Source organism: Crocosphaera chwakensis CCY0110 (genome assembly GCF_000169335.1).
Taxonomy (GTDB): Bacteria; Cyanobacteriota; Cyanobacteriia; order Cyanobacteriales; family Microcystaceae; genus Crocosphaera; species Crocosphaera chwakensis.
Genome location: NZ_AAXW01000035.1, coordinates 32,889 through 51,683, shown reverse-complemented (window position 1 = coordinate 51,683; position 18,795 = coordinate 32,889). Strand labels below are relative to the sequence as shown.

Annotated in this window: 19 protein-coding genes; 9 read left to right on the top strand and 10 right to left on the bottom strand. The window is 40.6% G+C overall.

Annotated features, from left to right (window positions below):
- Window positions 1–752, bottom strand: a 752-nt coding sequence (locus CY0110_RS18565; protein WP_008277058.1) for a transposase family protein, incomplete at its 3' end; no start/stop codon positions are given.
- A 743-nt stretch (window positions 753–1,495) separates the two neighbouring features.
- On the opposite strand from CY0110_RS18565, the gene CY0110_RS18560 reads away from it, so the two are divergent.
- The 6 genes from CY0110_RS18560 (at window position 1,496) to CY0110_RS31720 (ending at window position 6,528) form a co-directional block, all read left to right on the top strand.
- A complete protein-coding gene (locus tag CY0110_RS18560; protein WP_008277057.1) occupies window positions 1,496–2,188 on the top strand; it encodes an SRPBCC family protein in 693 nt (230 codons plus the stop codon).
- A gap of 32 nt (window positions 2,189–2,220) precedes the next feature.
- Window positions 2,221–2,628: a hypothetical protein gene (locus tag CY0110_RS18555; RefSeq protein ID WP_008277056.1), complete on the top strand. Its 408-nt coding sequence runs from the start codon at window positions 2,221–2,223 to the stop codon at window positions 2,626–2,628.
- A gap of 291 nt (window positions 2,629–2,919) precedes the next feature.
- A complete protein-coding gene (locus CY0110_RS18550) occupies window positions 2,920–4,086 on the top strand; it encodes a zinc-dependent alcohol dehydrogenase (protein WP_008277055.1) in 1,167 nt (388 codons plus the stop codon).
- Window positions 4,087–4,423: 337 nt separating this feature from the next.
- The gene (locus CY0110_RS18545) at window positions 4,424–5,191 is read left to right on the top strand and encodes an SDR family oxidoreductase (RefSeq protein WP_008277054.1); all 768 of its coding nucleotides are present in this window, start codon (window positions 4,424–4,426) and stop codon (window positions 5,189–5,191) included.
- Window positions 5,192–5,237: 46 nt separating this feature from the next.
- A complete protein-coding gene (locus CY0110_RS18540) occupies window positions 5,238–5,981 on the top strand; it encodes an SDR family oxidoreductase (protein WP_008277053.1) in 744 nt (247 codons plus the stop codon).
- A 40-nt stretch (window positions 5,982–6,021) separates the two neighbouring features.
- Window positions 6,022–6,528, top strand: a complete 507-nt coding sequence (locus CY0110_RS31720) for a (R)-mandelonitrile lyase (RefSeq protein WP_008277052.1) — start codon at window positions 6,022–6,024, stop codon at window positions 6,526–6,528.
- Between the two features lie 294 nt (window positions 6,529–6,822).
- On the opposite strand, the gene feoB is transcribed toward CY0110_RS31720, so the two are convergent.
- The 8 genes from feoB to CY0110_RS18495 all read right to left on the bottom strand — a co-directional run bounded on the left by feoB (window position 6,823) and on the right by CY0110_RS18495 (window position 13,361).
- The gene (gene feoB, locus CY0110_RS18530) at window positions 6,823–8,829 is read right to left on the bottom strand and encodes a ferrous iron transporter B (RefSeq protein ID WP_008277051.1); all 2,007 of its coding nucleotides are present in this window, start codon (window positions 8,827–8,829) and stop codon (window positions 6,823–6,825) included.
- Between the two features lie 21 nt (window positions 8,830–8,850).
- A complete protein-coding gene (locus CY0110_RS18525) occupies window positions 8,851–9,087 on the bottom strand; it encodes a FeoA family protein (RefSeq protein WP_008277050.1) in 237 nt (78 codons plus the stop codon).
- A gap of 428 nt (window positions 9,088–9,515) precedes the next feature.
- Entirely contained in the window at window positions 9,516–10,289 is a 774-nt protein-coding gene (gene larB / locus CY0110_RS18520) for a nickel pincer cofactor biosynthesis protein LarB (RefSeq protein ID WP_008277049.1), read from the bottom strand.
- Window positions 10,290–10,341: 52 nt separating this feature from the next.
- Window positions 10,342–10,623, bottom strand: a complete 282-nt coding sequence (locus CY0110_RS18515; RefSeq protein ID WP_008277048.1) for a DUF3288 family protein — start codon at window positions 10,621–10,623, stop codon at window positions 10,342–10,344.
- A 14-nt stretch (window positions 10,624–10,637) separates the two neighbouring features.
- Complete coding sequence (locus CY0110_RS18510) at window positions 10,638–11,726, bottom strand: WD40 repeat domain-containing protein (RefSeq protein ID WP_008277047.1); 1,089 nt, start codon at window positions 11,724–11,726, stop codon at window positions 10,638–10,640.
- A 67-nt stretch (window positions 11,727–11,793) separates the two neighbouring features.
- Window positions 11,794–12,081, bottom strand: coding sequence for a hypothetical protein (locus CY0110_RS18505; RefSeq protein ID WP_008277046.1), 288 nt, complete (start codon window positions 12,079–12,081; stop codon window positions 11,794–11,796).
- Window positions 12,082–12,339: 258 nt separating this feature from the next.
- Entirely contained in the window at window positions 12,340–12,516 is a 177-nt protein-coding gene (locus tag CY0110_RS29635) for a chlorophyll a/b-binding protein (protein ID WP_008277045.1), read from the bottom strand.
- Window positions 12,517–12,632: 116 nt separating this feature from the next.
- Window positions 12,633–13,361, bottom strand: coding sequence for a Bax inhibitor-1/YccA family protein (locus CY0110_RS18495; RefSeq protein WP_008277044.1), 729 nt, complete (start codon window positions 13,359–13,361; stop codon window positions 12,633–12,635).
- A 469-nt stretch (window positions 13,362–13,830) separates the two neighbouring features.
- On the opposite strand from CY0110_RS18495, the gene CY0110_RS18490 reads away from it, so the two are divergent.
- The gene (locus tag CY0110_RS18490; protein ID WP_035799949.1) at window positions 13,831–14,613 is read left to right on the top strand and encodes an RNA polymerase sigma factor SigF; all 783 of its coding nucleotides are present in this window, start codon (window positions 13,831–13,833) and stop codon (window positions 14,611–14,613) included.
- Here the strand turns inward: CY0110_RS18490 and CY0110_RS18485 are convergent, their stop codons facing one another.
- Entirely contained in the window at window positions 14,614–15,618 is a 1,005-nt protein-coding gene (locus tag CY0110_RS18485) for a zinc-dependent alcohol dehydrogenase family protein (RefSeq protein WP_008277042.1), read from the bottom strand.
- A 532-nt stretch (window positions 15,619–16,150) separates the two neighbouring features.
- Between CY0110_RS18485 and CY0110_RS18480 the strand changes: the two genes are divergently transcribed.
- Complete coding sequence (locus CY0110_RS18480; protein ID WP_035799958.1) at window positions 16,151–16,963, top strand: SDR family NAD(P)-dependent oxidoreductase; 813 nt, start codon at window positions 16,151–16,153, stop codon at window positions 16,961–16,963.
- A gap of 301 nt (window positions 16,964–17,264) precedes the next feature.
- Window positions 17,265–18,788, top strand: a complete 1,524-nt coding sequence (locus CY0110_RS28030) for a diguanylate cyclase domain-containing protein (RefSeq protein WP_008277040.1) — start codon at window positions 17,265–17,267, stop codon at window positions 18,786–18,788.
- The last annotated feature ends 7 nt before the right edge of the window (window positions 18,789–18,795 follow it).

Below are 18,795 nucleotides of genomic sequence, written 5' to 3'. Positions count from 1 at the left end.
CGATTAGATGATAAAGCTTTATTTTCTTCTATTTGATTTTCTGTTAATTCTCCATTTTTCGCTCTTTTATGCGGAGTCGTAATTTGAGTTTCTCCAATGTAGGCTTTGTCCCCACTAAAAGTTTGATTTATCTTAAATTTATTTAAAGTTTGCCTACATATTTTTATGTCACTTATTGGTCCAGGTTTTCCAATAACTACATCAACAATATCCTCAGCTTTTGGTAATACAATAAACTGACTTTTAAGAGTATGTCTTTTTTGCTTTCCTGAAAAGTATCTTTTTTGCTCTTGGTAGTTTAAAGGTCTTTCAATAGGCTGTTCTGCACTATCTACAATCAATTCATAATCTTTTAATTGTTCAATCACAAGTTTTTCTTCGTCTTGGGACTTTTTTACTTGTTCTAACAAACTTGGAGGTAACTCTCCCTCAAAAAGTTTTTGCCAATATGTAAAAATATTATGAGCCGTTGATTCACTCACTTGGAAGACAAGTCCTAAGAATTGAAAGCTTACATTATGACGAAGATAAATTAACATGAGAATTATTTGTTCTTCTTCTGATAATTTAGGATGATTTCCACTTCCTGATTGATTAATTCGGGTTTTTGTTTTTTCAATTTTTTCTTTATTGTTCTGATTGAGAAGCTTTCCTAGAGCGATTAGTTGTTTGAGTTGTTGATAGTCGATTCCTAATAATCTTTTTGTTTGTTTAGAATATTTTTGAATATAAGCCCAAGTATAACTTTTCATGTCCTCTTTTAGAAATTTATTATGTATTTAATTATACTATTTTTTTGATTTTATTAAATTATGGAGATGTCTATTAAATTCGTATAAACCAATTAATCCAGCTTTGGCTGGTTTCGTGCTTAAAGTCAATAGAGTTATACTACTTAATATGAGTAAGGTTTTTTTCATAGAAGATTTTTCAATAGTTAATTTACTTAAATCTATCAATCAAGCTAAATATTTTCTGTAAAGACAATGTAAAATTTTAAAAGGTCTAAACAGTAGATAGGTTGGTTTTTGTTCCTCTACCCAACTCATACAATCTTGATTATCATTTATTTATGCAATGTTGTCGAGCAAAAAAAAATCAAAGCAGCTATTTTTTTACCTTAATTACTAATAATCAACGCTCAATTCTTTGTAAGAAAAAAAATATAATTTTATTAAGAGATTCATTTTATAGAGTAATGCAAAAACACCCTCTTGGTGCGCTTTCCAGTGCGAGGAAACCTCCGTCTGAGTCCATCCGCTTTGTGATTGATGTCATTGTCCCATTTTCATTGTATTTGAAAGTTACTCCAAGAAAATGTTAATTTTTTGACTCCTTGACGTTTAAGGAAAAGTCCTTAATATTGTTGGGTTTCATACTTCAACTCAACCTATAAAATTGCGATCAAGTTTCTTTCCTTAGAGAGAAGAAGAGCTTCTTTTTGCCTGTTAATGTGACTACATAGGAAAAACCACTCCTAGGAGGATTAGTCAATATGGAAAAGTCTTTGAGTACCCAGACTTCAACTGAGCAAGAGGCTACAGACTTGGAACGGTGGACTTCAATTATTGGCGGTGGTGCGTTGGTTCTCGCTGGTTTGCAACAGCGATCGCTAAAAGGTATTTTAACCGCCGTGGCCGGAGGTGGCTTAGTTTATCAAGGAGTCCAGAAAAAAAGCACCTTGAAGCAGGTAGAAGATGCTATCGGGCTTGATCATGCTATTCGTGTGGAAAAAACGGTAACAATTAACCGCTCTGCCGAAGATTTGTATCATTTCTGGCGCAACTTTGAAAATTTACCCCGTTTTATGACTCATCTACAATCCGTTATGGTCAAAGATGAACGTCATTCCCATTGGGTAGCTAACGCCCCACTTAATGAAACGATTGAATGGGATGCCATAGTTATCAACGATGAACCCAATCATCTTATTGCTTGGACATCGGATGAAGGGGCAAATATCGAAAATTCTGGCTTTGTCCGCTTTCAACCAGCAACAGGTGGACGAGGAACAGAGGTCAAAGTGGTTATGGAATATCAGCCTCCTGGGGGTGCGATCTCAGCAGCGATCGCCAAACTGTTTGGAGAAGAACCTGAACAACAGATTGGAGATGAACTTAACCGCTTTAAACAGTTAATGGAAGCAGGAGAAATTGCAACCATTGAAGGACAATCTCAAGGAAAGTAAAGTTATTATCTAAAATTTTGGAGCGAATCATTATGTATAAGATTTTTGGTTTAATTTTTTCTCATTTAAACCCTAATAAAACAAAAAATAACCCCCAGTTGCTTGTTTTTTTGACAAACAATTTATTCCAACGTTGGTTAAAAGTTGGCATAGTCACTGTTATTTTACTGTGTAGCCTTGCTATTTATCCGATTCAACTGGCTCACGCAGTTAACTCTAGTCATTCTGAAACTGGTCAAAATAACACTGTTAATCAAACTCGTAATTCTGTCGGTACTGAAAATTTACCCGGTGGCGTTGAATCAGCTATTTTAAAAGATGGAAAAAATACACCACAACCGAAAAAAAGTAGTAAAAGTAAGATGAAACAGCTTAGAGATCAATTGAGCGAAACATCACCCAATACTGCACCTATTGATAAGAAAAATCAGAAAAATTAAAGTTTGAACCGTTATAACAAAGAATAACAATCAATGTTATCTGAGTTTGAGATTAGCAGAAAGCTTCCATTCTTTTCTAGAATTAACATTTTTATTGAAACTTGTGGGGAGTATAAAGTATAGCAGTTCCCTTGCTTGTAAGGTACAAAGGTTATCGCTTTGAGGCAGAAGGCAGGAGTTACGTGTGCCTCATGAGTCCGAGAATTGCTATATCAATTGCTAACTCAAACTCAAGTAAAAGCTTAAAAGCTGACATCTTCGGAAAATTAATAAACACCAGGAGAATTTACCATGAAAGCCGTATGCTGGCACGGAAGCCAAGATGTTCGGGTTGATAATGTTCCAGACCCCAAAATTTTGAATCCCCGTGATGCCATTATTAAAGTTACCTCTACTGCCATTTGTGGTTCTGATTTACATCTGTATGATGGCTATATTCCCACAATGCAGTCAGGGGATATCCTCGGTCATGAATTTATGGGTGAAGTGGTCGAAACAGGTTCGGAGGTCAAGAATTTAAAAAAAGGCGATCGCGTGGTGGTTCCTTTTACCATTTCTTGCGGTAACTGTTTCTTCTGTAACCGTGATCTGTGGTCGTTGTGCGATAATTCTAATCCCAATGCTTGGATGGCCGAAAAATTTTATGGTCATTCTCCTTCTGGGTTGTTTGGTTACTCTCACCTCTTAGGGGGTTACGCCGGAGGACAAGCTGAATATGTTAGAGTTCCTTTTGCTGATATTGGCCCCCTCAAAGTACCAGAAAGCTTAAGCGATGAACAGGTTCTCTTTTTAACGGATATTTTCCCTACCGGTTATATGGCCGCCGAAAACTGTGATATTCAACCAGGAGAAATTGTCGCGGTTTGGGGGTGTGGCCCAGTGGGTCAGTTTGCCATCCGTAGCGCACTGATGTTAGGGGCAGAACGGGTGATTGCTATTGACCGTATCCCTGAACGTTTAGCATTAGCTGAGGCAGGAGGTGCTGAAATTCTCAATTATGAAGAAATGGATGCCGGTGTTGCCCTCAAAGAAATGACAGGGGGACGAGGCCCTGATTGTTGCATTGATGCAGTGGGGATGGAAGCCCATGGTACAGGGGTGATGGCCATGTACGACACGGTTAAACAAGCGATTCGCATGGAAACAGGACGACCTTTAGTGTTAAGACAGGCGATCGCAGCTTGTCGAAAAGGAGGCAAAGTATCAGTTCCTGGGGTTTATGGGGGATTTATCGATAAAATGCCGATGGGAGCTTTTGTTAACAAAGGATTAACCATGCGTTCGGGTCAAACTCATGTTCATAAATATTTGCGTCCTTTATTGGAACGTATTGAGAAAGGTGACATTGATCCAACTTTTGTGATTACTCATCGTTTGTCCCTAGAAGAAGCACCCGACGCTTATAAAATCTTTCGGGATAAGAAAGATAATTGTATTAAAGTTGTCCTTAAACCTTAAAGCTATTTAACCGACTTTTCTAGAATTAACATTTTACGATTTCTTGCGGTAACTGTTTCTTTTGTAACCGTGATCTATAGTCTTTTAAGTTATACCAGTTCTCTATGAAAATCTAGCGTGGCTTTGATCAAAATTACCATAAGTTTGCAGGATTGTTTAATAATCTCAGAGGATTAGCCTATTGCTTTTCTTTCAAGATTCCTAGAATAAAGCTATGACAACAAAATAGAATTATAGCTTTTTGTAGGCGTTCTGGATTTTTAGTCAATTAGAAAATCTGTTCAATTAGAACAGGATTCGTCTGCAAGCTATCCACCGACAAAGGAGAAAAATAGTGATGATGAATGAGAGCGAAGACGACAGAGGAAAAGTTGCATTTGTGACTGGAGCAGCAAGTGGCATCGGTCGAGCTACAGCACTGGCGTTTGCCCGTGAGGGGGTTAACGTAGTAGTCGCTGACATTTCAGAACAAGGCAATCAAGAAACAACCCGTTTGATTGAGGAAATGGGGGGACAAGCGATCGCCGTCAAGTGTGATGTGACTCAAACTGAGTCCGTGAAGTCCGCTCTAGACAAGACGATTGAAAGCTTCGGACGGTTGGACTTCGCCTTTAACAACGCAGGGGTGGAGCAGAAGAAGGCCGCAACCGCCGAAATTGAAGAGCAAGAGTGGGATCGGATCGTCGATACCAATCTGCGTGGCGTTTTTCTGTGCATGAAATATGAAATCCCTTTACTACTCAAGCAAGGTGGCGGAGCGATTGTGAATACATCATCGGGTGCCGGGGTTATAGGCATCAAGAGCGGAGCCGCATACACGGCTGCCAAGCACGGCTTGATTGGTCTCACCAAAGCAGCAGCCCTCGACTATGCCTCACAGAACATCCGCATTAACGCCGTTGCACCCGGTTACATTAACACATCAATGATGGATCGCTTCACTGGCGGTACTGCCGAAGGCCGTCACAAAGTGGTTTCCCAAGAGCCAATTGGCAGGGTCGGACAGCCCGAAGAGATCGCCAATGCTGTTGTCTGGCTGTGTTCAGATGCGTCTTCTTTTGTCGTCGGACACGCTCTGGTGGTCGATGGTGGTCAAACGGTGTAGTGATGATAGAAGCAAAAGACAGTTACTCAACAAAAAGAGGAATACAATGATTAAAGACAAAGTTGTGATTATTACTGGTGCATCATCCGGAATTGGTGAAGCTACTGCGAAATTGCTGGCCAGCAAAGGTGCTAAAGTCGTGTTGGGCGCACGGCGTGAGCAAAAACTAAAACAGCTAGTTGATGACATTCAAAATGCTGGCGGACAAGCTGTTTATCAGGTGATGGATGTAGTTAACTCATCGGATAACGAGGCGATCGCCAAGCTTGCCAAGGAAACTTTTGGAGGCATCGATGCAATTTTCTTGAACGCTGGCATCATGCCCAGTTCTCCCCTATCTGCCTTGAAAACGCAGGAATGGAATCAAACGGTTGATATTAATATCAAGGGCGTTCTCAATGGTCTCGCTGCTGTCTTGCCAACGTTTATCAACCAAAAATCTGGCCATGTCATCGCAACTTCGTCAGTTGCTGGATTAAAAGCTTATCCAGCGAATGCAGTCTATGGGGGGACAAAATGGTTCGTGCGCGAGTTAATGGAAGTTCTACGTATGGAGTCTGCTCAAGAGGGGACTAATATTCGGACTGCGACCCTTTATCCGGCTGCCATCAACACTGAGTTGTTAGATGAGATTACTGACTCAGATACGGCTGAAAAGATGACAGCGTTGTATGAAAAACATGGTATTTCAGCCGATCGCATCGCTAGTGTTGTAGCGTTTGCCATTGACCAGCCAGAAGACACCAACCTCAGCGAATTTACCATTGGCCCAACGACGCAGCCTTGGTGAAGAATCTCTGCGACTCAATCCAAAATTACGGAGAACAAAAATGAAATTACTGACAGTAGCAATTTTGTCATTGGCTCTGATGCTGAGTTTAGGACTTGCCCAACCGGGTCAGGCACAAGTTTCATCGAGCGATGCTGAACCCGAACAGGCGATCGAGGTCATCCGAAACGGCTCGCAGTCTTCACAAGTCGGTTCCACCGAATATTTTACGGGTTTTGCGCTGATTGACCCGTTGGTCGAGGTGCGCGAACCATCACGGGTGAGTAGTGCTAGCGTCACCTTTGCCCCTGGTGCGCGTACAGCTTGGCACAGCCACCCATTAGGTCAGATCCTCATCGTGACTTCTGGTGTGGGTTGGGTTCAGTCTTGGGACGGCCAGGTTAAAGAAATCAAATCTGGTGATGTTGTTCGTATTCCGTCAGGACAAAAACACTGGCACGGGGCAACCCCAACCACAGCAATGACACACATTGCGATTCAAGAACAGCTTGACGGTAGGGTGGTGGATTGGATGGAACCAGTCAGTGATGAGCAGTATGGAAGATGATCTTAATGCGTTTGACAGGTTCTCGCCCTAGGGAAAAAACGGCCAAAAGAAAATGCTGGATGTAGGCCCTCATCCTGACCATGTTTAAAAGTTTATACTTAATAATCACTGAAGGGGGTAAGTTATCCCTACTCACATCTTGCATCTTGTTTAAAATTGGCTAGTAGTGAAAGGGTGTAGGGTATAGGGATTTATTTTGACTTTAACTGTCTTAGAATTGATTTTTTTTGTTTTTCTATTGAGTCTATTTGTACTGGTGCAAGATGTGAGCCTACCCTTGTTAGTCATCAAGAATTAAACATTACTGAGTAAATTAGCACCTTGATAAAACATGAAACTAACTATCCAAGCCAACACCAAGCCATAAACCACAGAGAAAAAGGTAAAACTGACATTTTTGGCTTCACTGCGAATGGTGGCTAAGGTTGCCACACAAGGACTATAGAGCAAACAAAATAACATGAAACTATAGGCTTGAATGGGTGAAATGGTTTGAGCAATAGTGGCTTGAATGGCACTTGGCTCAGATAAACTGTAAATGGTTGCTAACGATCCCACCACAATCTCTTTAGCAATAAAGCCAAAAACTAAAGCAATGGTCAATTCTTCAGGAATACCAATAGGACTGAGAACCGGAGCAAAAAACTCCCCTAACCGCACGGCATAACTTTGATCTCCGGTACCGGGTAAGTTGGTTAATAATAACACAGCTAAAACCCCAACAACGATCCAAACGCCGGCTTGCTGGAGAAACGCTTTCACTGCGTCGCCTCCTGTCACCATACCAAAAATTAAGGGAACCCCCACTGCTAACGTTAACCCTGCGTTACCAATGGGATTAGCTGTTCCTTGGGGTAAGTTGGACATCAACCAAACCCCCACAACTCCGGCGGTAATAAACCCGGTAGCTCGGCGCAGAAATACTCTTAATTCGCCCCAACCTCTTAACCAAATTTGTTTTAAAGTGGGGAAGCGATAAGGAGGCAACTCGATAACAAAGGGTTCTTGACTAGCAAACTGTCCCTTCATTAAAAAACCTGTGGCCAATGCCACTAAAAAGCTGATCATGTAGAGGGACAGTAACACCAATGGCCCCCAGGTGCGATCAAATAAGGCATCGATGATAAAGACAAACACCGTTAACCGCGCTGAACACAAGGCAAAGGGCATGATTAAAATAGTTAAAAAACGCAAAGATCGCGATCGCATTACCCTGGCACCCATGACAGCAGGAATATTACAACCAAAGCCCATAATTAATAGCACAAAACTGCGACCATCTAACCCTAAACGGTACATGATCGAGTCCATCATATAAGCAGCACGAGAAAAGTAACCACTGTCTTCAATAATGGCCATCATGAAGAAAAACACCACCACCAAGGGAACGAAAGAAATAACGGTGGCTAATCCTCCATAGAGTCCGTCAACGATAAATCCTCGTAAAAAATCGGGTAATCCTGCGGTTAACGGCTCAATAGCGATCGCTTGTAACCAACTGGTGAACGCATCAGCAAAATCTTGAGACGGTAGTCCAACCTCCCAGACAAACTGAAACATTAGGTAAATGGTCAGGAAAAATAAGGGTAAACCAATAATAGGATGCAATAATAAACTATCGAGACGTTGGGTAAAGGTTCGATACAATTGAGAGGGCATCTCAACGGTTTCTTCTAACACCTCTGCGATCGCAGAGGGGGCAATTGGTTCATGGGCTTCTATTTTGATTGTCAGATCGTCGGGAGAGGTAACTTCTTGACTTTGACTTAAAACATGACTAATCCTATGTTTAGCTTGGATAATGCCCCGATTATATTTGGCACTTACTAAGACGACGGGCATTCCTAGCTTTTCTTCGAGTTTCTCAGCATTGATCTTGATGTTAAAATGTTCAGCTTCGTCTGCCATGTTGAGGATCAACATTCCAGGTATGCCTAACGCTTTCACCTGTAGGGCTAATCTAATCTGACGATCAATCTGTCCTGCATTCAGCACCACTAAGACAAGGTTAATTGGAAAGCGTTCAAAAAAACCTTGTACTACCCGTTCATCTTCCGAGTAGCCTTCTAAATCATAAATTCCCGGTAAGTCCACAAACTCAACGGTTTTCCCGTTAAGCTCAACCTCTGCTTCTAATAAGTCCACTGTTACCCCTGGCCAGTTGCCCACAAAAGCACTGGCTCCAGTAATCTGGTTAAATAGGGTAGATTTCCCTACATTGGGCATTCCCATCACACTGACGCGCTTGGTGGTTAGTTCTGGGGATAAGGTTGCTCTTCCCGGACTATGACAATGGGTCATTGATTTGTTTCTCCTCTACGATTAGTTGACACTGGGTTCTATTTCTATGCCTTCGGCTTCATGCCGTCGCATGGCAACTTCTGTGGTTATGCCTACACGCACATGAAGAGGGCCATTCCACCAGGCTTTACGCAATAGTTTGACTTCTTGACCGGCAATGAAACCCATTGCTTCTAGACGACGAGACAATCCAGGATCATCGATATTGAGGGTACGGATAATTCCTGAATGTCCTGGTTTGAGGTTTAATAATTTCATGGTGAATTCTCAAAAATTGACACAGTTTTAATCAATAATTTCTTTCATTAACTGAGTTTAATGAGGTCGAATCATCGACGTTTTTCTCAAGATTGAGAAAGGTAATGTTTAGTAATCAATTGTCCGCCAGAGAAAACTCGAATTAAACAAGGTAAATGTTGTTTAATTAATTAAAATAGCGATGTTCACAGTCTTAACCTCACTATTTTTTCAGAGGCTTGAGGATAGTTAACCTCATCAATTAATTATTGTCCTGAAGCTAATAATAACTATTCTCAATAGTATTCTATAATAACTTTGAGATTGAGAATTGTTGCTCAGCAACTTTTTACCATTTCTTAACTTTAGGCAATAGGCAACGCAAGTTAAAGCCCTGCTCCCTGCTCCTCTGCTCCTCTGCTCCCTACACCCTACACCCTACACCCTGTTCAACGAGAACTAATACGCCTAGCGGTGCGTATAATTTGCCCGGCTAAAATGGCCGCCCCAAAACCGTTATCAATATTAACAACACCGATACCCGTTGCACAGGAATTTAACATGGTTAATAAAGGTGCGACTCCTCCGAAACTGGTTCCGTAACCCACACTGGTAGGGACACCGATCACAGGACAATCTACCATACCCGCTACCACACTAGGTAAGGCTCCTTCCATTCCTGCTACTACAATAATGACATCTGCTTTACTCAATAAGTCTCGGTGACTTAATAAGCGATGAATACCGGCAACTCCCACATCCCAGAGACGTTGGGTTTGAAAGCCACAGAATTGCGCTGTAATCGCTGCTTCTTCTGCTACTGGTAAATCCGCTGTACCTGCGGTTAAGATAGAAACGACACCTGTGCCTTGAGAGGGCAGTTCACCGGTTTGTAGGACACAAATACGAGCCGTGGGATAGTAGATTAAAGAAGAAATTTCCGCTTCAAGTTGTTCTGCGATCGCAGGTTCAATGCGAGTGGCCATCACCACCGGAGAATGGCGGGCCATGGTGGTCATAATTTGTATTATCTGTTCTGGGGTTTTTCCTGGTCCCCAAATGACTTCAGGAAATCCTGTCCTTAGATGACGATGATGGTCAACTTTAGCAAAGTCCGCCACTGGTTCAAAATTGAGGTGTTTGAGCGTTTCAAGGGCGGTATCAGGGCTTATCTCTCCTGTGGCGATAGCGTTGAGGAGTTGTTGCAGGGCATCAGGGTTCATTCAATCTCTATGATTTATGCTTTATCATAATAACTCATCAATTGAGTTCGACCTAAGTCCAATCTTGCACATCTTCATTAGAAGCACGTTTATAAACCTTTCCTTTTTCATGAAGTTGACGAGTTTTCTCGAATAAATCTGCTTCTGCTAATTGCCATTGTTCTAGAATTAAATCTAAATCTTGGCTTAATTGTCTAGCTCCTGGAAAATTACAATAACGGATACGAAGCCGAGCCAATTCTGCTAAGTTGTGGTCATTGGGATCGCCCATTAATAACTCATTAACGATTTGGCGATCGCGTTGTTCTTGGGGATGCTTTTGATCTTGAGCCATAGAATAGCAATAATCTATCTAGAAAATCTGGGTAACGTTAATGATTCGTAAAAAGTGGGGGAAATTTCCCAGAGATTAACCACTTTATCAAATCCACCAGAAGCTAAATATTGCCCATCGGGACTAAAAGCGACTACATTAACCCAATCTGCATGATCTTTAAAATGACGTAATAATCGCCCTGTGTCTACATTCCACAGCCTTACCCCGTCAATACTAGCACTCGCTAACACTTTACCGTTAGGACTAAGGGCAATGGACTGAATTTTTCCTTTATGTCCCCTCCAAGTATCCAACAAATCACCACTTGCTAAATCCCAAATTTTAATGGTGCTATCATAACTAGAGGTAATCAATCTTCTTTGATCGGGAGTCACCACTAAACCAGAAATGGTTTGAGAGTGTGCCTGGAATTTTGAGACGATAGTTTTATCTCTTAAATTCCAAAATCTTACCATCCCTTTATCATCACCACTGGCTACTAAATACCCATTGGGGTGAACAGCTAAAGCATAAGCTGGAGTGCCAAAATCTTCGAGTTGATAGAGAAAGTGAGGCGGGTCTAATGTCCAAACCCGAAGACCATCTAAAGCGCCTGTAATTACCAATTGACTATCGGGAGTAACCACTAAATCTAAAACATAGCTGTAGTGGTCAAAAAAACTAACTTTACTATTTTTGTCGGGCCAAACCCAGAAATGGAGATCCGCATCTTCTCCACTACTTACCAAGGTTTTTCCGTTGGGAGATACCTTTAAGGTTAAAATAGCTGAACTTTGCGCGCGAAGGGTATCGACTTCGTCCCCATCTTCAATAGACCAAAATTTTAAAAAGGGTTCATTCGTTCCCCCACCACTGATCACGGTTTTACCATTTGGGCTAAACGCCAAAGAGCGAATAGGAGTCGTATGACCAGCTAAACGATGTTTTAACCGAATACCCAAGTTAACCGATTCAATTTGCTGTTCTTCTAAGGCTTCTCTTTGTTGACGAATTAATTGACCATAACTAGGAAGTACCCATCCCTGACCTACAAGAACTAAAGTCATTAACATCAGTCCCAAGGGTATGACTGTTGATTTCTGTCCGTGTTGATACTTCATGGCACAATAGGGGGTCTTCTTAGCTTATTTTTTTATGCCTATTGTATCTACTTTGAGAGCTTTTTGCTTAACGACGGGATTTATCATGAGTCAACAAAGGTAACGGCATGGTTGAAGAACTCGGAGGCAAATAACGTCTTGGCTTATCTTCTGTCGTAATGGGTTGGGCTTTCTGTACTTGCCACCACCTTAAAATAATCGACAGAGAGACAATGAGTAACCCAAAAGAGAATAATGACCATCGTTGGCCGACTCCTCCCATCACTGCATCCACAGCCCCAACCACAAGAATAAAACTAGAGATAGGTTCTTTGCGGTAAAGGGTTTTCAGAACACGAGGTAATAAAATGTTCATGGTAATTATATCTATAAAATATCCAATCTAATTTCAGCTTATCTTACTTACTACAAAATAGACTGTAAAAATTGCGGAGATTAGAGTAACTTTTACGGTAGCTTACTTAGGTTAAGTCTCCGTATATTATCGAATCTTTATATAAACAGTAAAGAATAAACTGAGAGTGAGAGGGTGAGGGAGTTAAAGTTTTCAGTCTCCCTTACCAACGTTTTTCCCTTGAAGGTTTCAAAAGCTTACAAGTTCTAGAACTTTTGTTTATTGTAACCCTAACCAAGATAATAAACCTTGTCCTGTCAAGTATTCAATGACCAAAATTAATAAGAAACCAACCATAGCAGCACGACCATTTAACCGCTCTGCATAATCGTTAAAACCAAATTTAGGTTCTTCGAGGTCAGGGGTTTGACTGGGTTGGGTAGAAGGATCACTCATAGATTTTCTCTTTACTGATTTTATTTACATTTCTTTACTTTACTAATTTAACGCAAAGGGGAGAAATTGCGACCAACTTTTCTCCCCTGCTTCCTTAATTAGTAATCTACACTGAGTTAGTCACGGCCATTAATGGCAATGAGCAAGCGTAAAATGAAGATAAAGAGATTGATGTAGGTTAAATACATCGACAAAGCAGCAGGAAGATACTGTTCATCCCGATAGGTACGAGGAAGAATATAAAAATCAACCACTGCAGCCCCGACAAATAGGAGAACTCCTAAGCCAGAAATAGCGATTTCAAGCCAGCTAGGGGTATAAACTCCGAATAAGGCAAAAATGAACTGGCCAAAGACCACCACCAATAGAGCGATGATCCCTAAGCCGATGGTTTTAGTTAAGGCCATCCCGTCTTCATCCGATAGATTTGACCCCACGCTACGGGCAAATACAAACGTGATCCCACAACCCAAAGCAGCGATCGCAATTCCTTGTATGCCTACTCCTTGGGTTCTTAAAGCCAGAAAAACTAAACCGCTCAGAGTATAGCCTGATAAGAGACTATATAAAGCTAATAAAGGTAAAGCAGTGCTGTTATTCCCTTTCTCAGCGATATTGCGAGCAACGAAAAAGAGACCTAATTCTAAAACAATAGCCACGAAAAAAGTGGGGAAAAAGAGATTGGGGAAAGATCGAAGAACTCCTAACCCTCCATAAGTTCCCACAGCCGTTAAAACTAAGCCACCACCCACAAAGGGTAAAGCATTGGCGATCACATTAGGACCTACAAGGGATTGACCCTTGGCTTCCCTAATGGCATTACGAAAGTTACTGGTATTACTCATATGATTTTTCTCTACTGATTAAACAGATAACTTGAATAACTACTTACATTTTATAGCTAACATTCGCAGCAATTGGCTAGTAAAGAATACCGAATACCGACAGTGTGGTAGTTTGACTGTTGGACTCCTTATGTAGGCAAAATTTTCTAGGCGGTCTTCGATACTTTTGGATTTTCTATGGCCGAAATTAATAGTTAGTAAAGTACCACGGGGTTAATTTACGTATTTATGCAGAGTAATTTTAGGACGATGCTCAAGATTTCCGTGTAATGCCGATAGTAGGGAATTTCTCTGAGAAGGACAATAAGAACATATAGAGAAGATTCCCTAGTTGGATTTTAAACCTAAAAACAGTAGTTCACAGCTATCTAATTAATCGAGATGAGTCAAACACTGTTTTGTTAGCAAGGGAATTTTACCTAATCTCCTTATTATTTTGCCCTTTAAAAACCATTTTGGATGTAAAACTATGACCCACTATAATCAAGCAACTAAGAAGAAATATATAGACAGCATGGAGCTTTTAATTGCTTATGCTCGTAATCCTTCTTTAGAATTACGCAATCGATTAGTAGAACGTAATTTAGGGTTAGTACGTCAAGTGGCTCACCGAATTAGTCGGCAATGTTCAGAACCTTATGAAGATTTAGAACAAATTGGTTATTTAGGGCTTATTCGTGCAATTGAACGGTTTGATCCTCAGCAGGGTTGCGCCTTTAGTTCTTTTGCTATTCCCTATATTCGTGGAGAAATGCTCCATTATCTTCGTGATAAAGGTAGTGTGATGAGAATTCCTAGACGTTGGCAAGAACTTCATAACAAAGCCAAAAAAATACGCAAACAATTAACCGTAAGTCTCAAACGTCCTCCGACCGATCAGGAAATCGCTAACGCTTTAGAGGTTCCCCTCAAAGAATGGAATGAATGTCAACTGGCTCTGCAAAATCGCCTTTTAGTTAGTTTAGATGCAACGATTAGTCAGAATGTGGATTGTTCGATTAGTTTTGGGGATACGTTACCGGATCAAGACTATCAAGCTAAACAAAAATTAGAAGAAGATCGCTTACAATTACAACGGGCTTTAGGTCAACTCGAAGAGAAAACCAAAGCAGCGATCGAATGTGTCTTTTTAAACGAATTGCCTCGCAAGGAAGCAGCCAAACAAATCGGGATTAGTCCCATGACGGTAACACGCCACCTCAAAAAAGGGATTCAACAGTTAGGATCGCTGTTAGAAACCCAAGTGGCCTAGTTAGACTATGGTTAGGGCTATTTTTCCTGTGTTTGACCCTGCTTCTAAGGCTTTGTGGGCAGTGACAGTTTCTTCTAGGGGAAAAGTTTGGCTCAAATGTAGGGTCAATTTCCCCTCATCAATAAAAGTGGCACATTGTTCGAGAATAGACATCTGATGGGTTTGACCCTCTTTTAATCCCATCAAGGCCGGGGTCAACATTAATTCTAAGCCTAAGCGCAAGTTGCGCGTCCGAGCAACTTTTAAGTTACCGATGCTTGAATCCGGTTGCAAAATGGTAACAATATCCCCATACACTTTAACGGCACCACAAGTATCGAAAAAGGTTTGACCGCCAACGGTATCAAAGGCCACATCTACTCCTTGTCCATCGGTCCAACTTAACACAGATTCTACAAAATCTGTTTTTTTGTACAAAATGGGTTCATCAGCACCAAATTGACGCACTAATCGGGCTTTATCTGTTGATCCGACAGTAGTGCAAACTTTAGCACCTTTCAGTTTCGCTAATTGAATGGCTACATGACCTACACCACCTGCACCTCCATGTATTAATACGGTTTGTCCTGGGGTTAATCTGGCTCGATCATAAAGTGCCTCCCAAGCGGTAATCAAAACTAAAGGGGCGGCCGCTGCTTCAGGAAAGGATAGGGTTGTAGGTTTTAACGCCACACGATGTTCTTCGACAACAGCATACTCAGCATAATTACCTGTTCCTATTTTGCCTAGCCCACCAGCGCAAAAATAAACCTCGTCCCCTGGTTGAAACCGTGTTACTTCTGATCCAATCGCTTCAACAATACCAGCACCGTCACAGCCCAAAACGGCGGGCATTTCCTCAGGATAAAATGTCCCTCTTTGCCGTAATTTGGTATCAATGGGGTTAATACCGGCTGCTTTGAGCTTAATTAGAATTGTGGTGGGACTATTAATAGTTGGTTGAGAAATTTCTGTTAAGGTTAAAACATCAGGCTCACCGGATGTTTTCATTAAAATAGCTTTCATAGTTCACTGGTTAACCACTATATGTCCATTCTAAAGTAAGCTGTTGTTTCTTGAAAAGCATTACTACATCAGAGTTTGAGCCTAGTTGAATTATTGATAAGTAAAGATTTGTTGCGGTTACTTGAATTAATTGCTAGACTATGAATGATGGGTTTCGGCTTAGTCAACGCTCGTAAAGGAGACGTACTATCAATGCTCTACAATTGTAAACCTTTATTATTCTTGCTATCTGCCGAGTAGTCACAGATTTTTTTATTAATTTTATTACAAAACGCTTCTTAACTTAAGTCATTGTAATCCTTTCCCATTGGGTCGAATCGGGGGAATGGTTATATATATTGACTTGCTTACTCTAAATTGTACAAACAATGTACTAAAAGTCAGAGTTTAGGTTAATTCTGTCCTTAATTGAGGAAGAAAGCGGTTTTGTGTGGCTTATTGTTCAATATTTTAATCTTGTCTTGTTTAAGGATAAGGATGCAACCATTCATGCACCTTAACTACAAAACAGGACATCATGGAGGTGTTTTTTATGAATATACAAGGAAAAACGGCCTTAGTTACTGGGGCATCCCGTGGGATCGGTCGTGCGATCGCCTTAGAATTAGCTAAAAATGGGATTAAACGCCTCTTATTAGTAGCCCGTAACGAACACAGGTTAATTAATCTGTCCGCAGATATGGAACCCTTAGGGGTAGAGGTGATTATTTTACCCTTGGATCTCACGGATGTTGTCGCCGTTAACACAGCGATCGCTCAAGCTTGGCGAAATCATGGTCCTATTGATCTTTTAGTCAACTGTGCCGGGGTTGCTCATCAAACCTCTTTTCTTCGTGCTAGTTTATCCCAAGTCCAAGCAGAATTATCGGTTAATCTGATGGCAACTTATCAGATGACTCGATTAATTGCAAGACGGATGGCTTATCGTAAACAAGGGACGATCGTCAATGTCTCTAGTTTAATGGGGAAAATTGCAGCCCCAACCATGGCCACCTATTCTGCCACTAAATTCGCCCTATTAGGCTTCACTCAAGCTTTACGGGGGGAACTTGCCCCTTATAATATTCGCGTGATTGCCTTATTACCTTCTTTAACGGATACGGATATGATACAAGGGTTAGACTGGTTTCGCTTTGTCAAACCGGTTTCTCCTAAAAAAGTTGCCCAAAGTTTAATTAAGGGACTGCAAAAAAACAAACCAGAAATATTAGTGGGATGGCAAAGTTATCTAGCGATTTGGGGACAAAGGTTAGCACCGAGATTAACAGAACAATTTACCACAATGGCCGCTCCTTTATCTCAAAAATCTCGTTTATCTAAATTAATTCCTTTTTGGTTAAGTTAACTAAGGAATAGGCAACAGGCAATGGTTAATTAGATAATTGTTTCAACCTTGTTTGTTGCCTTTAATATTAGTTGTTATTTTCAATAATATAGGGAAATTCGCCTGTATCAATACTATAAAGTGCGATTTTTAGGACTCAAAATAGTTAGATTAACTAATTGTTTCCATTGTGGATTTTTCTGGAATAAAATACAGCCGTATAATTAAGTGATAATAGGTTGAGAGGGTAGTAAAACAAAGTTTTCCATCTTATTGCCTTGTCGTACAATTTCTCCTAATAGCAAAATACTATCACTAACAAATGTCTTGGGGTAAGATCACACAAATACTAATTGTCGCTCTACTTTATTTTCTCTCTGGAAAAGCTAGTTTCTTCTTCTCTGTTTCTCACAGCATTGTTACCTTAGTGGTGTTCACCGCAGAAGGGTGGGCTTTAGCTGCCATTATCTTATGTGGTGTAAGTATTTGGCCAGGAATTTTTTTAGGACAACTACTACTTGCTGTTAACAATGGACTTCCGTTGATATTAGCATTAGGAATTTCAACAGTTAATAGTCTAGAAGCAATCATTGGTTTAAAGTTGTTCAAGGGTTTTCATTTAGATCCCAATTTAGCTTCGATACGCGATATTTCGGGTTTGCAAATACTAATTTTTTTAGGATTACAACCTTTCAGTGCCACTTGTGGAACATTTATTCTCTGGATGGGGGGAATACTACCCACTTCAGAATATGCTAATGCTTGGTTCTCTTGGTGGTTTGGTAACGCTCTGGGTCAAATTTTACTGACCCCCGTATTATTATCCCTCTTCAGTCAATTCCAAGTTAAAAATAATCAGCTTTTCAAAGGATTTTTAACCCTGCTTCCACTTGTTGGTCTTGCTTGGTTAGTCTTTTTTGTTACTGAAATTGATAGTGTCTCGACAACTTTTGCGATTTTTATGCCGTTGTTAGTCTTCATGGCCGTAAGACAAGGAATGGCAATGGTTACACTAGGAACTTTTTTGATTGCTTCCATAACACTTTATGCTACCCATAAATCTATGGGTCCATTTGTCATTAATGGGAAAGCGCAATTAGTTGATCTTAACATCTTTCTCCTTGGTGCCATCATGACAGCACAATTTGTGGCCGCGCTTTTTTCAGAGCTTAAGGACAGAGAAAACCAGTTACAACGCTTATCCACTAGCGTTTTCGATCATGTTCAAGAGGCGATTGTTATTTTGAATAGCGAGCGTGAGATCGTTGATGTTAACCACTCATTTATCGAAATTACTGGCTATACAAAAAATGAAGAAAAACTATTGCAGATGGCTTTATTCGATCCACTTACTGGTTTACCCAATCGTCGTTTAATGTGCGATCGATTAACTCAGGAGATGTATAAAGCTTCTCGAAACAATCATTTAATTGCTATCTGTTACTTGGATTTAGATGGTTTTAAGAAAGTTAACGATACACTCGGTCATGAAGTTGGTGATCGATTATTGATTGAAATAGCTGCTCGATTAAAAGCTTGTCTAAGATCTGGGGATAGTGTAGCCCGTATGGGTGGAGATGAATTTGTGATCATACTATCGTCATTATCAGGTGAACAACAGTGTTATGAGATTTTACAGCGAATTATCGATGTGGCTAATGAACCAGTTTTAATCGATTCTCAAATCGCATCTGTATCAGTAAGTATTGGATTCACTCTTTATCCTCAAGATAACAGTGATATTAAAACCTTAATTCGCCATGCTGACACTGCTATGTATTGTGCGAAAAAAACAGGTAAAGGCTCCTATTATTTATTTGATCCAGATCAAGAGCGAGTTTATTAGAATTAAG

Excerpts from the sequence above, each read along its gene's own strand:
- CY0110_RS18560 (WP_008277057.1), top strand. The coding sequence starts at position 1,496 with ATGGAAAAGTCTTTGAGTACCCAGACTTCAACTGAGCAAGAGGCTACA.
- CY0110_RS18555 (WP_008277056.1), top strand. The coding sequence starts at position 2,221 with ATGTATAAGATTTTTGGTTTAATTTTTTCTCATTTAAACCCTAATAAA.
- CY0110_RS18550 (WP_008277055.1), top strand. The coding sequence starts at position 2,920 with ATGAAAGCCGTATGCTGGCACGGAAGCCAAGATGTTCGGGTTGATAAT.
- CY0110_RS18545 (WP_008277054.1), top strand. The coding sequence starts at position 4,424 with ATGATGAATGAGAGCGAAGACGACAGAGGAAAAGTTGCATTTGTGACT.
- CY0110_RS18540 (WP_008277053.1), top strand. The coding sequence starts at position 5,238 with ATGATTAAAGACAAAGTTGTGATTATTACTGGTGCATCATCCGGAATT.
- CY0110_RS31720 (WP_008277052.1), top strand. The coding sequence starts at position 6,022 with ATGAAATTACTGACAGTAGCAATTTTGTCATTGGCTCTGATGCTGAGT.
- feoB (WP_008277051.1), bottom strand. The coding sequence starts at position 8,829 with ATGACCCATTGTCATAGTCCGGGAAGAGCAACCTTATCCCCAGAACTA.
- CY0110_RS18525 (WP_008277050.1), bottom strand. The coding sequence starts at position 9,087 with ATGAAATTATTAAACCTCAAACCAGGACATTCAGGAATTATCCGTACC.
- larB (WP_008277049.1), bottom strand. The coding sequence starts at position 10,289 with ATGAACCCTGATGCCCTGCAACAACTCCTCAACGCTATCGCCACAGGA.
- CY0110_RS18515 (WP_008277048.1), bottom strand. The coding sequence starts at position 10,623 with ATGGCTCAAGATCAAAAGCATCCCCAAGAACAACGCGATCGCCAAATC.
- CY0110_RS18510 (WP_008277047.1), bottom strand. The coding sequence starts at position 11,726 with ATGAAGTATCAACACGGACAGAAATCAACAGTCATACCCTTGGGACTG.
- CY0110_RS18505 (WP_008277046.1), bottom strand. The coding sequence starts at position 12,081 with ATGAACATTTTATTACCTCGTGTTCTGAAAACCCTTTACCGCAAAGAA.
- CY0110_RS29635 (WP_008277045.1), bottom strand. The coding sequence starts at position 12,516 with ATGAGTGATCCTTCTACCCAACCCAGTCAAACCCCTGACCTCGAAGAA.
- CY0110_RS18495 (WP_008277044.1), bottom strand. The coding sequence starts at position 13,361 with ATGAGTAATACCAGTAACTTTCGTAATGCCATTAGGGAAGCCAAGGGT.
- CY0110_RS18490 (WP_035799949.1), top strand. The coding sequence starts at position 13,831 with ATGACCCACTATAATCAAGCAACTAAGAAGAAATATATAGACAGCATG.
- CY0110_RS18485 (WP_008277042.1), bottom strand. The coding sequence starts at position 15,618 with ATGAAAGCTATTTTAATGAAAACATCCGGTGAGCCTGATGTTTTAACC.
- CY0110_RS18480 (WP_035799958.1), top strand. The coding sequence starts at position 16,151 with ATGAATATACAAGGAAAAACGGCCTTAGTTACTGGGGCATCCCGTGGG.
- CY0110_RS28030 (WP_008277040.1), top strand. The coding sequence starts at position 17,265 with ATGTCTTGGGGTAAGATCACACAAATACTAATTGTCGCTCTACTTTAT.